At 66.2% G+C, this 15008-nt stretch carries 14 protein-coding genes; 12 read left to right on the forward strand and 2 right to left on the reverse strand.

The window, feature by feature from the left end; genetic code table 11:
- The first annotated feature begins 1 nt into the window (after position 1).
- The 9 genes from SKC41_RS07300 to SKC41_RS07340 all read left to right on the forward strand — a co-directional run bounded on the left by SKC41_RS07300 (position 2) and on the right by SKC41_RS07340 (position 8530).
- On the forward strand, positions 2 to 802 hold the full coding sequence (locus tag SKC41_RS07300) for a sugar phosphate isomerase/epimerase family protein (protein ID WP_330978784.1): 801 nt from the start codon (positions 2 to 4) through the stop codon (positions 800 to 802).
- A 2-nt stretch (positions 803 to 804) separates the two neighbouring features.
- Positions 805 to 2022 (forward strand): DUF1214 domain-containing protein, encoded by a 1218-nt coding sequence (locus SKC41_RS07305; protein ID WP_330977020.1) that lies wholly within the window; start codon positions 805 to 807, stop codon positions 2020 to 2022.
- A complete protein-coding gene (locus tag SKC41_RS07310; protein WP_330977021.1) occupies positions 2022 to 2948 on the forward strand; it encodes an alpha/beta fold hydrolase in 927 nt (308 codons plus the stop codon). Before SKC41_RS07305 ends, SKC41_RS07310 begins: the two co-directional genes overlap by 1 nt.
- A 26-nt stretch (positions 2949 to 2974) precedes the next feature.
- Positions 2975 to 3781, forward strand: coding sequence for an LLM class F420-dependent oxidoreductase (locus SKC41_RS07315; RefSeq protein WP_330977022.1), 807 nt, complete (start codon positions 2975 to 2977; stop codon positions 3779 to 3781).
- A gap of 113 nt (positions 3782 to 3894) precedes the next feature.
- Complete coding sequence (locus SKC41_RS07320; RefSeq protein WP_330977023.1) at positions 3895 to 4635, forward strand: GntR family transcriptional regulator; 741 nt, start codon at positions 3895 to 3897, stop codon at positions 4633 to 4635.
- A 49-nt stretch (positions 4636 to 4684) separates the two neighbouring features.
- A complete protein-coding gene (locus SKC41_RS07325) occupies positions 4685 to 6493 on the forward strand; it encodes an ABC transporter substrate-binding protein/permease (protein ID WP_330977024.1) in 1809 nt (602 codons plus the stop codon).
- Positions 6490 to 7239, forward strand: coding sequence for an amino acid ABC transporter ATP-binding protein (locus SKC41_RS07330; RefSeq protein WP_330977025.1), 750 nt, complete (start codon positions 6490 to 6492; stop codon positions 7237 to 7239). Before SKC41_RS07325 ends, SKC41_RS07330 begins: the two co-directional genes overlap by 4 nt.
- 64 nt (positions 7240 to 7303) lie before the next feature.
- Positions 7304 to 7810: a MarR family winged helix-turn-helix transcriptional regulator gene (locus tag SKC41_RS07335; RefSeq protein ID WP_090598062.1), complete on the forward strand. Its 507-nt coding sequence runs from the start codon at positions 7304 to 7306 to the stop codon at positions 7808 to 7810.
- Positions 7811 to 7858: 48 nt separating this feature from the next.
- Positions 7859 to 8530, forward strand: coding sequence for an SDR family oxidoreductase (locus SKC41_RS07340; protein WP_330977026.1), 672 nt, complete (start codon positions 7859 to 7861; stop codon positions 8528 to 8530).
- Positions 8531 to 8536: 6 nt separating this feature from the next.
- Here SKC41_RS07340 and leuS read toward each other — a convergent pair whose 3' ends face one another.
- The gene (gene leuS, locus SKC41_RS07345) at positions 8537 to 11455 is read right to left on the reverse strand and encodes a leucine--tRNA ligase (protein WP_330977027.1); all 2919 of its coding nucleotides are present in this window, start codon (positions 11453 to 11455) and stop codon (positions 8537 to 8539) included.
- A gap of 188 nt (positions 11456 to 11643) precedes the next feature.
- Between leuS and SKC41_RS07350 the strand changes: the two genes are divergently transcribed.
- The 3 genes from SKC41_RS07350 to SKC41_RS07360 all read left to right on the forward strand — a co-directional run bounded on the left by SKC41_RS07350 (position 11644) and on the right by SKC41_RS07360 (position 14271).
- The gene (locus SKC41_RS07350; RefSeq protein ID WP_330977028.1) at positions 11644 to 12819 is read left to right on the forward strand and encodes an LpqN/LpqT family lipoprotein; all 1176 of its coding nucleotides are present in this window, start codon (positions 11644 to 11646) and stop codon (positions 12817 to 12819) included.
- A 68-nt stretch (positions 12820 to 12887) separates the two neighbouring features.
- Entirely contained in the window at positions 12888 to 13229 is a 342-nt protein-coding gene (locus tag SKC41_RS07355) for a hypothetical protein (RefSeq protein WP_330977029.1), read from the forward strand.
- A gap of 37 nt (positions 13230 to 13266) precedes the next feature.
- Complete coding sequence (locus SKC41_RS07360; RefSeq protein WP_330977030.1) at positions 13267 to 14271, forward strand: bile acid:sodium symporter family protein; 1005 nt, start codon at positions 13267 to 13269, stop codon at positions 14269 to 14271.
- Here SKC41_RS07360 and SKC41_RS07365 read toward each other — a convergent pair.
- Positions 14268 to 14876, reverse strand: a complete 609-nt coding sequence (locus tag SKC41_RS07365; protein WP_096291461.1) for a YqgE/AlgH family protein — start codon at positions 14874 to 14876, stop codon at positions 14268 to 14270. The genes SKC41_RS07360 and SKC41_RS07365 overlap by 4 nt on opposite strands.
- Between the last annotated feature and the right edge of the window lie 132 nt (positions 14877 to 15008).

Consider the following 15008-nt stretch of genomic DNA (forward strand, 5'->3'; position numbering starts at 1 on the left):
GATGCCGGCCCACCCGCGTCTGTCGGTGCACAACGTCACGTTCTACGGTGCCGAATTGGCCGAGCTGGAAACCCACTGGGCGGCGCTCGGCGTATCCCGGCTGAGCGTCCTGGACAGCCAGCTGCTCGACCCGGAATTTCCAAAGCTGCTGCAGCGCAACGACTATACTGTCGAGGCGGTCTATCATCTGTTCGCCGGCGGTCGGCTGACCTCCGACCCGCGGGCCGCGCAGGATGCTCTGATGCCGGTGATCGACGCCGCGGCCGGCGTCGGGGCGCGAATGATCTACCTGCTCACCGGGGGCCGGGACACCCTCACGTGGAACCGGGCCGCCGACCGGTTCCGCACGATGATCGCCCCCTGCGTCGCGCACGCCCAACGGGCCGGTGTGGCGTTGGCCGTCGAGAACGCCTCCAGCCTGTATGCCGACCTGCATCTGGCCCATACCCTGCGCGACACCGTTACGCTGGCCGAGATGAGTGGGCTGGGTGTCTGCATCGACGTGTTTCACTGTTGGGCGGAAGGCGATTTCGACGCAATGGTGCAGCGCGCCCTGCCGCGAACCGAGCTCATCCAGCTCAGCGACTACGTACTCGGCGATCGCGCGCTGCCGGGCCGGGCGGTCCCCGGGGACGGGGCGATTCCGATCGAAGGATTCGTCGCCAACGCGCTGGCGCGCGGCTACTCGCACGGGTTCGACCTGGAATTGATCGGGCCGCGAATCGAGCAGGAGGGCCGTCTCGAATCCGCCCGCCGCGCCTGCGCTGTCATCGGTGCGATGCTGGACAGATTGGGTGCGTGACAATGGCTTTCGGTGACGGTGCGGACGATGCGGCGCTGCGCTCGGCGTGGGTCGAGTTCTGCGCGCAGCTGCAGCGGGCGGGCGAGCAGGTCTTCAAGGACGCCAACGCCACGTCGGGGACGCAGCGGGTCGACGCGTTCCGCTTCCTGACGCAGAACCTGGGCCAGGCATTCGATCTGTCGCTCGAGACCCGCGACACCGGCTACCCGGTGCTGCACACGTTCTGCGGTCCGACCCGCAAGCTCGGTGGCGACTGTGCCGATTTCACCTACCAGCAGGTCTGGATCGACGGCCAGTCGACCTACCGCTTATACGGAAAACGCGGAACCGCAGCGTTTTTCAACGTCACCGTGCAGGGCGCGCGGATCCCCGGGCCCGGCGTGCTACACGAGCCGTTCGGTGACACGCCCGAGGCCAACCTGTTCGGGCGTCAACTGAGCGTCGGCGACGACGGTGAATTCGAGATCTACATCGGTGGGCCCGAGCGCGGTCCCAACTGGCTACCCACTACCGTGCACTCGCGAAAGCTGTTCATCCGCCAAGGATTCGACGCGTGGGATGAGCTGCCAGCGCGGCTGCGGATCGAGCGGGTCGACATGGCCGACCCCAAACCGCTGCCCAGCCCGCAGGTCATGATCGAGGCGATGGAATGGGCCGGCGATTTCGTCACCGGCCTGATGTCGGACTGGCCCGAATTTCCGTTCACCTACGGCGGCGTCGACGCCGAGCATCCCAACGCGTTTCCCACCATTGCAGGAGGCGCTACCACCGAAGCGGACAGCAAGCGGGGCCGCGCCGCCGCCAACATGTACTGGGAGCTCGCACCCGACGAGGCGCTGATCGTCGAATTCGACGCCCACGACGGGCTGTGGATGTTCACCAATATGGGTGTGTTCTTCAACAGCATGGATTACCTCTACCGCCCGGTGAGCTACACCCCCAGCCGCACCAAAATCGATGGCGACGGGCGCATCCGCCTGGTCATGGCGCATCGTGATCCGAATGTCCACAACTGGCTGGACACCCAGGGCTTCGAACGCGGGAACCTGACCTATCGCCACATGCTCGAGGGCGAGCCCGCCGTGCTGCACACCAAAGTCGTCAAACACGACGACATCGCGCGCCTGCTTCCGCCGGACACCGCGACCATGAGCGGCGCGCAGCGCAGCGCCGCAATGTGGGATCGATTCCACGGCATTCGGCGCCGTTACTTCCTCTAATGTCAGAGATCGTGACCGAGATCTCCGAAGACGAACTGGCCGGGCTGTCCGAATTCTCGCTGCTGTCCGAGAACGCCGAGCAGGCCGGCGTGACCGGTCGGCTGCCGGACGTGGAACGGATCGAGGCCGAAACGCCGAACGGCTCCATCAGCGCGCTGCGCTGGGGCGGCACTGCGCCGCGAATCGTCTTTCTGCACGGTGGTGGACAGAACGCCCACACCTGGGACACCGTCATCGTCGGGCTCGGGGTACCGGCGCTGGCGGTCGACCTGCCCGGCCATGGCCATTCCGGCTGGCGTGCAGACGGCGACTACTCGCCGCAGCACAACGCCGATGCCGTGGCGCCGGTGCTGCGCGACTTCGCGCCCGACGCCGACCTGGTCGTGGGCATGTCGCTGGGCGGGCTGACCGGGATCCGGCTCGGCGCGATCGCACCGGAACTGGTGCGCGAACTCGTTCTCGTGGACGTCACACCGTCGGCATTGCACCGCTACGCCGAGCTGACCACCGAGCAGCAGGGCACCGTCGCGCTGGTACAGGGCGAGCGCGAGTTCCCCAGCTTCCAGGCCATGCTCGACCTGACGGTCGCCGCGGCACCCCACCGCGAGGTCAAGGCACTGCGCCGCGGCGTGTTCCACAACTCCCGACGGCTGGAGAACGGGAACTGGGCGTGGCGCTACGACACCATCCGCAAAGTCCCGGACTTCGGCGATTTGTGGAACGACGTGGACGCGTTGACCGCACCCGTCACCCTGGTGCGCGGCGGCTCGTCACCCTTCGTCACGGACGAGGACGCCGACGAACTCACCAAGCGCACAACGCATTTCCGTCAGGTTCACGTTGTCGCCAACTCCGGACATTCCGTGCAAAGCGATCAGCCCCGCGCGCTGATCGAACTATTGACCGGGGTCCTCAACGCAGGCTGAGAGGCCCGGGCTCCTACGGTGGTCGTATGACCCACCCCGTTCGCATCGGTGTACAACTGCAGCCTCAGCACGCGCCCGAATACCGCCACATCCGTGACGCCGTGCGGCGCTGCGAGGACATGGGTGTCGACGTCGCATTCACCTGGGATCACTTCTTCCCGCTCTACGGTGATCCCGACGGCGCGCATTTCGAATGCTGGACGGTGCTGGCGGCCTGGGCCGAGCAGACGTCGCGCATCGAGTTCGGCGCGCTGGTGACGTGCAACTCGTATCGCAATCCGGAACTGCTCGCCGACATGGCGCGCACCGTCGACCACATTTCCGAGGGCCGGTTGATCCTGGGTATCGGATCCGGTTGGAAGGAAAAGGACTACGACGAGTACGGCTACGAATTCGGTACCGCGGGCAGCCGCCTCGACGACCTGGCCGCGGCCTTCCCCCGGATCACGTCGCGGCTGAGCAAGCTCAATCCCGCACCCACCCGCGACATCCCGATACTGATCGGCGGCAAGGGTCCGCGAAAGACCCTGCGACTGGTTGCCGAGTACGGCGACATCTGGCACGGCTTCACCACTGTCGATACCTACCCGGCCGCCGCGGCCGTGCTGGACGAGCATTGCGCCGCGTTCGGGCGCGACCCGTCCACGATCGAGCGGTCGGCCGGCGTGGAGGACAACAGCGGTGTGCGCCGCGGCGAAGGGGTCGACGGGTTGATCGCCAACGCCGAGGGGCTGACCGCGTTGGGGGTGACGCTGTTGACGGTCGGCGTCAATGGTCCGGATTACGACCTGGGCGCGGCCGAGGCATTGTGCCGCTGGCGCGACGCGCGTTAATTGGGGTTTGCCTCCAATTCATCCGCCAAACACCTTAACGAATGCGCAAATACATGAGAAACTTTCCACCGCTGATCGCTGGTGCGGAGCTGCAACAGACTTGAGAGAGACTCATGCCGAAGAAATATGGGGTCAAGGAAAAGGACCAGGTTGTCAACCACATCCTCAACCTGGTGCTGACGGGCAAGCTGCGCAGCGGCGACCGCGTCGATCGCAACGAGATCGCGCTCGGCTTGGGAGTCAGTCGCGTGCCGATTCAAGAGGCCCTGATCGAGCTCGAGCACGACGGCATCGTGTCGACCCGCTATCACCGGGGCGCGTTCGTCGAGCGATTCGATGAAGCCACCGTCCTCGAGCATCACGAGCTTGACGGCATGCTCAACGGCATCGCCTCGGCGCGCGCCGCGAGCAACCCGACGCCGCGGATCCTCGGGCAGCTCGATTCGCTGATGCGCTCGATGCGCACCGCGAAGGACTCCCGGGTCTTTTCCGAATTCACCGCTGAGTACCGGCGCACCGTCAACGACGAATACGCCGGGCCGCGACTGCACGCCACTATCCGTGCCTCAGAAGACCTCATCCCGCACGCCTTCTGGATGAGCTACCAGAACAATCGCGACGATGTGCTGCCCTACTACGAGGACGAAACGTCGGCGATCCACCGCCGCGACCCGGACGCCGCGCGGGCGGCATGCGTCGGCCGCGCCCACCTGATGGCGCAGACCATGCTGGCCGAACTGTTCCGGCGCAGGGTTTTCGCCGCACCCGACGACATTCGCCGGGTTGTTGCCGGGCCGCTTCCCGTCCTGGCGAAGACGGAGGCGGTCTGCGCCGAGCCGTCGATGGCGCTCTAAATCGACTCTCGCCGCGACGAGTTGCCGCCCGATAGATACGGTGGCGGTGATGAACTCGTGCGAAGGCCCGCGCGCGAAGTGCGGCGCCAAGCTGTTCGGACTAACCGCGACAATTGTGATCGTGGTCAGCCTGGTGCTGGCCGGACCCGCGTTCGCCGACCGCAACCAATGCGCGCCGGGCGGACCCGAGAGCGCGTCCGCCTTACCGAAAGACCTGACCACCGTCGGCGGCGTCGGACGCGACGACGACCACACGACCGCCTCGGTGGAGCCGCTCAGCGAGATCAACGTCAACGCGTTGGGCCTGAACTCACCGGGCGTCCTGAACGTCGGCACCCTGTCGGATGCCCCGCCCTCGGTCTGTGTTGACGCGAACGGCACCTTCAGCGGATTCGACAATCAGCTGCTGACCGCGATGGCGAAAAAGCTGGGCCTGCAAGTCCGTTTCGCCAGTACCGATTTCTCCGCATTGCTTGCCGAAGTGGCGTCGCGGCGCTTCGACGTGGGCTCGTCATCGGTGAAAGCCACCGCTGCCCGGCGGCGCACCGTCGGGTTTACCAACGGCTACGACTTCGGCTACTACGCGCTGATCGTGCCACCCGGGTCGCCGATCAAAAGCTTCAGTGATCTCGCCGAGGGCCAACGAATCGGCGTCGTCCAGGGCACCGTCGAGGAGTCCTATGTCGTCGACACCCTGCACCTGCAACCGGTGAAGTACCCCGGCTTCTCCACCGTGTACGCCAGCCTCAAGACCCACCAGATCGACGCCTGGGTCGCGCCGGCGGCGTTGGCCACCAACGTGATGCACCCGGGCGATCCGGCGGTGGTGGTGGCCAACGAGTTCAGCGCCGGCGACTTCGTCGCGTACCCGGTTGCCAACGACAACCCGGCACTGATCTCTGCGCTGAACTCCGCGCTGGACGCCGTCATCGCCGACGGCACCTGGTCGAAGCTCTACTCGGAATGGGTCCCACGCCCGTTGCCACCGGGCTGGAAACCCGGATCCCGGGCCGCCCCGGTACCGCAGCTGCCGGACTTCGCCGCGATAGCGGCCAGCAACCACCACAGGTCGACGCACCCGCCGGCCCCGAAATCCGTACTCGCACAACTGGGTGACCAGTTCTTGGACTGGGATCTCTACAAACAGGCCGTCCCCGCTTTGCTTATGACGGGACTTCCCAACACGTTGATCCTGACTAACAGCGCGCTGGCGATCGGGCTGGTGTTCGGCATGGTGCTGGCCATGGCGGGCATGTCGAACTCATGGTGGCTGCGCTGGCCGGCGCGGATCTATACCGACATCTTCCGCGGTCTTCCCGAGGTCGTGATCATCTTGATCATCGGGATGGGGATCGGACCACTGGTGGGTGGGCTGACGAACAACAACCCGTACCCGTTGGGTATCGCCGCGCTGGGCTTGATGGCGGCCGCCTACATCGGCGAGATTCTGCGCTCGGGAATCCAGAGCGTCGACTCCGGCCAGCTGGAGGCCGCGCGCGCACTCGGATTCAGTTATCCGGCCGCGATGCGGCTGGTCGTGGTGCCGCAGGGGGTGCGGCGGGTGTTGCCCGCGCTGGTCAATCAGGCCATCGCGCTGCTGAAGGGCTCGGCGCTGGTGTACTTCCTGGGTCTGGTGGCCCAGGAGCGAGAGCTGTTTCAAGTAGGCCGCGACCTCAACGCGCAGACCGGCAACCTCTCGCCGTTGGTGGCCGCGGGCCTCTTCTATCTGTTATTGACTGTTCCGTTAACGCATTTGGTGAACTACATCGACGCGCGGCTGCGCCGCGGCGGCTCCAGCGACGAATCAGAAGAGTCTGCCGCCATTTTCAGCTCCACCCTCGGCCCGGGGATGACATGACCGACCACACCGCAAGCCACGCATCAGTCTCGTTGGAAGCCAGGGACATTCACAAAACCCTCGGCGGGAACAAGGTACTGCGTGGCGTCAGCTTCGAAGCCGCCGCGGGCACCACGGTGGCCGTCGTCGGACCGTCGGGGTCGGGTAAGTCGACGCTGCTGCGCGCACTGAACCGACTCTACGAACCCGACCAGGGCGACATCCTGCTCGACGGGCACTCGGTGCTGCACGACGATCCCGCCGAACTCCGTCAACGCATCGGCATGGTGTTCCAGCATTACAACCTGTTCCCGCATCTGAGCATCCTCAAGAACGTGGCGCTGGCCCCGCGCAAGTTGCGCGGGCTCTCCGCGGACGAGGCCAAGGAACTCGCGCTGGCTCAGCTGGAGCGAGTTGGCCTGAAGCACAAGGCCGGTGCCCGCCCCGGCATGCTGTCGGGGGGCCAACAGCAACGGGTTGCGATCGCCCGGGCGCTGGCCATGGGGCCGCAGGTGATGTTTTTCGACGAGGCGACATCCGCGCTGGATCCGGAGATGGTCAAGGGCGCCTTGCAACTCATCGCCGACCTCGGCGCCGGTGGGATGACGATGATTGTGGTCACGCACGAAATGGGTTTCGCCCGGTCGACGTCGGACATCGTCGTGTTCATGGATCACGGCAAGGTGGTGGAATCCGGGCCACCAGAGCAGATATTCGAAGCGGCTAAGACCGAACGACTGCAGCGATTCCTGTCCCAAGTGCTTTGACGGGCTAAAAATAGTCGCCGTAGCTACCTTGTACGGCCCCCATATCGGGCTAGACTGCCGACTTATGGCGGACAGCGACTCCACCGCGGCCGAGGTGACCGAGCTTGCGGAAGGCTTGCACCGCGCGCTGTCCAAACTGTTTTCGATACTGCGCCGCGGTGATCCCAGTGGAGTGGTGGCGGGCGAATTGACGTTGGCGCAGCTGTCGATCCTGGTCACCTTGCTCGATCAAGGCCCGATCCGGATGACGGATCTGGCCGCACACGAACGGGTGCGGACGCCCACCACGACCGTGGCGATCCGCCGGCTGGAGAAGATCGGACTGGTGAAGCGCTCGCGCGACCCGTCCGACCTGCGGGCCGTTCTCGTCGACATCACGCCGCGCGGCCGGGCCGTTCACGCCGAGTCGCTGGCTAATCGGCACGCGGCCCTGGCCGCGATGCTCAGCCAGCTCAACGAGTCCGACCTGGACATGCTGACCAAAGCGCTGGCACCGCTGGAGCACCTGGCCTCGGGCGAGCCGACGTCGGGTCCCGCCGGCGGAGAGTCCCCCGCACGCAAGCGTGCGTGAAAGTAGCTGTTTTCCAACGGCATTGGTGCTGTCCGTAGACTGAGCTTCATGCCAACTGCACTCATCACCGGTGCCGGCGGTGGTATCGGTTCCGCCATCGCCACCGCGCTGGCCCCGACGCATACGCTGCTGCTGGCCGGTCGGCCCTCGCCTCGGCTCGACGCCGTCGCGGAGCGACTCGGCGCCACCACCTTCCCACTGGACTTGACCGACATCGACGAGATCGCGGCAACGTGCGAAATCGTGGACGCGCTCGACGTGCTGGTGCACAACGCGGGGGTGTCCGTCCCGGGTCGGGTCGCCGAGTCGCATGTCGACGAATGGCGTGCCACCTTCAGCGTGAATGTCTTTGGGGCGGTGGCCCTTACGCTAGAACTGTTACCGGCCCTGCGCAGCGCTCGCGGTCAGGTGGTGTTCATCAACTCCGGGGCGGGACGCGCGGTTTCACCGGGTATGGCGTCCTACTCGGCCAGCAAGTTCGCATTGCGCGCGTTCGCCGACTCGCTGCGCATCGACGAACCGGACCTGCGGGTCACCACGATATTTCCCGGCCGCACCGACACCGAGATGCAGCGCGAACTGGTCGCGTTCGAGGGCGGTGAGTACGACGCCGACAAATTCCTGCAGCCCGAAACCGTCGCCGCGGCGGTCGCCCAAGCGGTGGCCACACCACGCGACGGCCACGTCCACGAAGTGGTGCTACGACCGGGCCGACGGTAATCGGCTTCAGACCACCAGATTGACCAGCCGGCCGGCGACCACGATCACCTTGCGGGGGGTGGCCCCGGCCAAGAACGCCTGGACCTTTTCATCACCCAGCGCGGCGGCTTTCAGGGTGGCGTCATCGGCGTTGGCGGCCACCACCACCCGTCCGCGCACCTTGCCGTTGACCTGCACCGGGTACTCGACGGTGTCGTCGACGAGGTAAGCGGGGTCGGCTTCCGGAAACGGGCCGTGCGCCAACGACGTGGTGTGCCCCAGCCGCAACCACAACTCCTCGGCCAGGTGCGGGGCCAGCGGTGCCAGCATCAGCACCAGCGGTTCGACCGCAGCGCGGGGCACCGCGTCGCGATGCTCTTTGGTGAGGTGATTGGTGTACTCGATCAGCTTGGCTGCGGCGGTGTTATTCCGCAGCGCCGCATAGTCTTCCGCGACGCCCTCGACTGTGCGATGCAGTGCGCGCAGGGTTTCGGCGTTCAGCTGCTGCGGCTCATCGGCCACCCGGGATTCGCCGGTGTTCTCGTCGACCACCAGCCGCCAGACCCGCTGCAAGAAACGGTGCGCGCCGATCACGTCCTTGGTCGCCCACGGCCGGGACGCCTCGAGCGGGCCCATCGACATCTCATAGACCCGCAGGGTGTCCGCACCGTATTCGTCACAGATGGTGTCCGGTGAGATCGAATTCTTCAGGCTCTTACCGATTTTGCCGAATTCCTGAAAGACCTCGATCTCGCCGTCGGGCCCCGGGTAGAAGAACTTGTTATCCCGTTCGATCACCTCGTCGGCCGCGACATACGACCCGCGCGAATCGGTGTAGGCAAACGCCTGAATGTATCCCTGATTGACCAGCCGGCGGTATGGCTCTCGCGAACTGACGTAACCCAGGTCGTAGAGGACCTTATGCCAGAACCTGGCATAGAGCAGGTGCAGCACCGCGTGCTCTGCTCCCCCGACGTACAGGTCGACGCCGCCGGGGTCCTGCGCACCGTGCTCGGCCGGCCGCGGACCCATCCAGTACGCCTCATTTTCCTTGGCGCAGAACCGTTCCGAGTTATGCGGATCGGTGTAACGCAGCTCGTACCATGAGCTGCCGGCCCACTGCGGCATCACATTCGTGTCGCGGGTGTACGGCTTGAGGCCGTCGCCCAAGTCCAGCTCGACGTGCACCCAGTCGGTTGCCTTGCCCAGCGGCGGCGACGGCTCGCTGTCGGCGTCGTCGGGGTCGAACAGCACCGGCGAATAATCCGGGATGTCGGGCAGCTCCACCGGAAGCGCGGCCTCGTTCAGCGCATGCGGGCGCCCGTCGCTGTCGTACACGATTGGGAACGGTTCGCCCCAATACCGTTGTCGCGCGAAAAGCCAGTCCCGCAACTTGAATTCGATCCGCGCCCGGCCGCGACCCTCGGACTCCAGCCGGGCGGTGATGGCTTCCTTGGCCGCCGCGACATCCATTCCGTCGAGGTAGCCGGCATTCACCAGCTCGCCGTCGCCCGCGTAGGCGGATTCCGAAACATCGCCGCCGGCAATGACTTCCACGATCGGCAAGTGGAATGCGCTGGCAAAATCCCAGTCACGCTGATCGTGGCCCGGCACCGCCATGATGGCCCCGGTGCCGTAGCCCACCAGTACGTAGTCGGCGATGAAGATGGGCACCGGCTTGCCGTTGGCCGGATTGGTCGCATAGCTGCCCAGGAAGACGCCGGTCTTCTCTTTGCTCTCCTGGCGCTCGAGGTCCGACTTCGCGCCGATCGCGCGCCGGTAGGCCGCGACGGCTTCCGCGGGCGTGACGGCTCCGTACGTCCAGCTGGGGTCCACGCCGTCCGGCCAGGCGGGGGCGACGAGTTCGTCGACCAGGTCGTGCTCGGGAGCCAGCACCAGATAGGTTGCGCCAAACAAGGTGTCGGGTCGCGTCGTGAACACATCGATGTCGACTTCGGAGCCCTTGCGGTCGCCGTTGAGAACGGTCGCCGAGAACAGCGCCTCTGCGCCGGTGGAACGGCCGATCCAGTTGCGTTGCATGGACTTGACCTGATCGGGCCAGTCCAGCACGTCCAGGTCGTCGAGCAGCCGGTCGGAGTACGCCGTGATACGCATCATCCACTGCCGCAACCGTTTCCGGAAAACCGGAAAGTTGCCGCGGTCGCTGCGGCCGTCGGAGGTGACCTCTTCGTTGGCCAGCACCGTGCCCAGTCCGGGGCACCAATTCACCATTGAGTCGGCCCTATACACCAGCCGGTAGCCGTCGATCACGTCGGCACGCTCCCCCGCCGACAATGTCGCCCAGTCCCGGCCGTCGTCGAGACGACGGGCACCAAAATCGAATTCGGCGATCAGCTCGTCGATCGGACGGGCCTTGGCGGCCGCGGGGTCGAACCACGCGTTGTAGATCCGCAGGAAGATCCACTGCGTCCACTTGTAAAACTCGACGTCGGTAGTCGAGAAGGATCGCCGACTGTCGTGCCCGAGGCCCAACCGGCCCAACTGCCGGCGGAAGTTGACGATGTTGGCTTCGGTCCTGGTGCGCGGATGGGTGCCGGTTTGCACCGCATATTGCTCAGCGGGCAGCCCAAACGCATCAAAACCTAAGGCGTGCAGTACATTACGGCCGATCATCCGGAAGTAGCGGGCGTAGACGTCGGTGGCGATGTAACCCAAGGGGTGTCCGACGTGCAGCCCGTCCCCTGACGGGTACGGGAACATGTCCTGCACGAACAACTTGTCGTCGGGCACCGGGGTGCCGTCGGTCGGGGCCAACGACCCCACCGGGTTAGGCACATTGAATGTTCCCAGCCGCGCCCAGTTGTCCTGCCAGGTGCCCTCGATACTGCCGGCCAGTTCCGCCGTGTAACGGAATGGCGGCGCGTCGGACTCCGTCTGGGCACCCGCAGGGATGCTCGGCGACGAGGTGGAGGGCGATTGGGTCACCTGAACAGCGTATAAGGGCCGACTTGCCGGGTCCGCCGGCCACAGGTTGATAAAGGTTGCGTTGCGCATAGATCAGAGGTTCATCCCAGCTCTATTTCGGCCCTGTCCAGCAGCTTTGACCTCTGGTTACAGTCACCGTCTATACGCACGGATGCTGGTGGGCCAGCCATTCGGAAGGATCGACACAGATGACTCAGATCGCCGCCCGCGGGCGCGTAATCGCCGGTGGTCTCGCCGCCGGTGTGATCGGGTTCGCCCTATTTTCGGGTGCTACGGCTTCGGCCGATCCTGTGGCGCCCGTCCCGCCGGGTCCCATCGTTCCGGTACCGGCGCAGCAGTACTACCCTCCGGCGACTCCGGGCAGCACGGCCAACAGCAACCGATTCCTCCCCACCCCACCGTCGGCGAATCCGTTCGCACCGCCAAGCCTTGCCGCTGCGCCCGCGGCGCCCAACGGCATTGCGGCTCCGGCCGCGACGCCTAACGCCGCCGCCGTCGCGCCGGCGCAGCCGGCCATCACCCCCGCGGCCTCCGGAACGCTGCGCGACTACTTCCAATCGAAGGGCGTCAAGCTCGAGCCGCAGAAGCCGCAGGGGTTCAAGGCGCTCGACATCACGCTGCCGGTGCCCCCGCGCTGGACCCAGGTGCCCGACCCCAATGTGCCCGACGCATTCGCGGTGATCGCCGACCGGCAGGGCAGCAGCGTCTACACATCAAACGCGCAGGTCGTGGTCTACAAGCTGGTCGGTAACTTCGACCCCAAGGAAGCCATCTCGCACGGCTACGTCGACAGCCAGAAGCTGCTGGCCTGGCAGTCGACGAACGCTTCGATGGCCGACTTCGACGGCTTCCCGTCGTCGGTGATCGAAGGCACCTACCGCGAGGGCGATATGACGCTGAACACCTCGCGCCGTCACATCCTCGCCACTTCGGGCCACGACACGTACCTGGTGTCGCTGTCGGTGACCACCGACCGGGCCGTCGCCGTCGGTGATGCGCCCGCCACCGACGCGATCATCAACGGATTCCGGGTGGCCGCTCCCGGGGCCGCGGCGCCCGCCCAATCCCCCGCGCCCGCGCCGACTGCCGCGCCCGTCGCGCTTCCGGCGCAGGCCCCCGCCGCAGTTCCCGCGCAAGCCCCCGCCGCCGTTCCCGCGCAAGCCCCCGCCGCGGTTCCCGCCCAGGCTCCCGCCATCGCACCCGCCGCGGTCCCCGCGCAGGCTCCCGTCGGCGCGCCGGTCCGGCTTCCCGCGCAGATGGCCGCGCCCAATCTGCTGCCCTCCCCGCAGCCCGCACCCAATCTGTTGTCCCTCGTACCGGGGCTTCCGCCGCTGCCGAACTTCAGTAACCTCGGCGCGCGCTAATTCGGCGCAGACACAAGGGGTGTGGAGCCCGGCGCGCGGATCCCTGACCGGCCTCGTATTGTGAGGCAATGCTGATCGCTGGGGTGGTGTGCGTGTGTGCGGCGGTGGCTTCCGCCGGGTTCGGAGCTTGGTCGCTGTCTCACAACCACGCCGTCGACGGCACTCAACTGGCATTGCGCGCAATGGCGCCGACGCAATTGGCGGCAGCGGTGATGCTTACCGCCGGCGGTGTGGTGGCACTGGCCGCATCCGCGCACACGGCGTTCGTGGTGCTGATCGTCTGCGTGGCCGGCGCCCTCGGCACGCTGGCCGCAGGCTCGTGGCAGAGCGCGCGCTTCGCGCTACGCCAGGAGGCGGCCACACCCGGTTGCGCCGGCGAGTGCAGCGTCTGCACGCAGTCCTGCCACTGACGAAGCCCCGCCGACGCGCCTCATGCGATAGGCCAGCATGCTGAGGCGCTTGTCGACGATCTTCGATCTGTTTCTGCTGGCCCTGGCCGCGACCGTCGCGATTGCCTCCCTCTTCCCCGCCCACGGCGATGCCGCCAAGGCCGCATCGGTCGCCGCGCAGTCCGCGATCGCGCTGCTGTTCTTCCTGTACGGCGCCCGACTGTCGCCGCAGCAAGCCTGGCACGGCGTGCGGCAATGGCGTTTGCACCTGCTCGTGCTGGCCACGACGTTCGTGCTGTTCCCGCTGCTGGGCCTGGCCGCTCGGGCGTTGGTGCCCTCGATCCTGACGATGGATCTCTACAACGGCGTGCTGTTCCTGTGCCTGGTCCCGTCGACGGTGCAGTCCTCGATCGCGTTCACTTCGATTGCGCGGGGCCATGTTTCGGCCGCCATTGTCAGCGCGTCGCTGTCGAACATCCTCGGCATCGTGCTGACCCCGCTGCTGGTGGTGTTGCTGATGAACACCAGCGGTGCGGTCCACGTGGACGGCAGTTCGATCCGCGACATCGTCGTGCAGCTGTTGGCGCCGTTTGGCGCCGGCCAGCTGGCGCGGCCGTGGATCGCGGGGTTGATCCGCCGCTATGCGGCGGTGCTCAAGGTCGTCGACCGGGGATCCATCCTGCTGGTCGTGTACACGGCCTTCTCGATGGGCGTGGTCGAGGGCATCTGGTTCAGTGTCGACGTCTGGCGCTTGGTCCTGGTTGCCTTGGTCGCGGCGGGACTGCTCGCCATCGTGCTGGTCGCCACCACAGTGACCGGCCGAATCGCGCGACTGGACCGCGCCGATGCGATCGTGCTGCTGTTCTGTGGCTCGAAGAAGAGCCTCGCGTCCGGGCTGCCGATGGCGCTGGTGTTTTTCCCCGGCAACATCGTGGGCCTGACGATGTTGCCGCTGATGATCTTCCACCAGATCCAGCTGGTGGTGTGCGCGGTGATCGCCGCCAGGCTCGCGCGTGCGGCCGACGAAACGCCGGCGCCGTCGAAGGTGGGGGAGGAGCCCTAGTTTCGGCTGACGTCGATCGGGTGGGTGGCCAGCAACGACAGGGGCAACGGCTGCCGGCGCAGAACCTGGCCCCACAAGTCTTCCTTCGCCCCGACGAGAACATCAGATGGCAACGCGGACAATACAATCCAGTCGTCGCGCTCGATCTCGCCCTCGAGCTGACCAATGGTCCAGCCCGAATATCCCGCGTAGATCCGGACACCCTCGATCAGCGGGGCAATCAGATCGGGCTCGGCGTCGAGGTCGACCATTACGATCCGTCCCGCGACATGTCGCAAACCCGGCACACCCTGCGGGTCGGCGCCGATCCGCAGGGCCGCCAGGCACAGGGCGGCATCGCGCTTCACCGGCCCACCGATGAACATCGTCTTCGGCTTGGCGGCGAGTTTGGCCCACTGCGGCAACACGTTGTAGACCGCGGTCTCGCTGGACCGGTTGAGAACCACGCCCAGCGTGCCGCCGTCGTTGTGCTCGACGATGTAAATGACGCTGCGCCGAAACGTCGGTTCGAGGAGGTCGGTATTGGCCAGCAACAAAGTACCCGCACGCACCCGCTGGGCAGCGGGTGCGATGTAGTCTTCGGGATCTTCCGGCTGGGGCATCATTCCATCATCGCACTCCCGCAGCATCACTCGGCACAAACAAACGCCGAGCGTAAATATTTGTACTGTTATTACTGCGGCGTCGCGTGCGACGTCTTTGTCCAGCCCAATCGTGGAAGTCGGTCCTGTGTTCCA

Origin of the sequence: Mycobacterium sp. 050128 (genome assembly GCF_036409155.1) — a bacterium.
In the GTDB taxonomy this organism is placed as follows: Bacteria; Actinomycetota; Actinomycetes; order Mycobacteriales; family Mycobacteriaceae; genus Mycobacterium.

What these genes read in the sequence shown, in the direction of transcription:
- SKC41_RS07300 (WP_330978784.1), top strand. Translation starts at nt 2, where the DNA reads ATGCCGGCCCACCCGCGTCTGTCGGTGCACAACGTCACGTTCTACGGT.
- SKC41_RS07305 (WP_330977020.1), top strand. Translation starts at nt 805, where the DNA reads ATGGCTTTCGGTGACGGTGCGGACGATGCGGCGCTGCGCTCGGCGTGG.
- SKC41_RS07310 (WP_330977021.1), top strand. Translation starts at nt 2,022, where the DNA reads ATGTCAGAGATCGTGACCGAGATCTCCGAAGACGAACTGGCCGGGCTG.
- SKC41_RS07315 (WP_330977022.1), top strand. Translation starts at nt 2,975, where the DNA reads ATGACCCACCCCGTTCGCATCGGTGTACAACTGCAGCCTCAGCACGCG.
- SKC41_RS07320 (WP_330977023.1), top strand. Translation starts at nt 3,895, where the DNA reads ATGCCGAAGAAATATGGGGTCAAGGAAAAGGACCAGGTTGTCAACCAC.
- SKC41_RS07325 (WP_330977024.1), top strand. Translation starts at nt 4,685, where the DNA reads ATGAACTCGTGCGAAGGCCCGCGCGCGAAGTGCGGCGCCAAGCTGTTC.
- SKC41_RS07330 (WP_330977025.1), top strand. Translation starts at nt 6,490, where the DNA reads ATGACCGACCACACCGCAAGCCACGCATCAGTCTCGTTGGAAGCCAGG.
- SKC41_RS07335 (WP_090598062.1), top strand. Translation starts at nt 7,304, where the DNA reads ATGGCGGACAGCGACTCCACCGCGGCCGAGGTGACCGAGCTTGCGGAA.
- SKC41_RS07340 (WP_330977026.1), top strand. Translation starts at nt 7,859, where the DNA reads ATGCCAACTGCACTCATCACCGGTGCCGGCGGTGGTATCGGTTCCGCC.
- SKC41_RS07350 (WP_330977028.1), top strand. Translation starts at nt 11,644, where the DNA reads ATGACTCAGATCGCCGCCCGCGGGCGCGTAATCGCCGGTGGTCTCGCC.
- SKC41_RS07355 (WP_330977029.1), top strand. Translation starts at nt 12,888, where the DNA reads ATGCTGATCGCTGGGGTGGTGTGCGTGTGTGCGGCGGTGGCTTCCGCC.
- SKC41_RS07360 (WP_330977030.1), top strand. Translation starts at nt 13,267, where the DNA reads ATGCTGAGGCGCTTGTCGACGATCTTCGATCTGTTTCTGCTGGCCCTG.
- SKC41_RS07365 (WP_096291461.1), bottom strand. Translation starts at nt 14,876, where the DNA reads ATGATGCCCCAGCCGGAAGATCCCGAAGACTACATCGCACCCGCTGCC.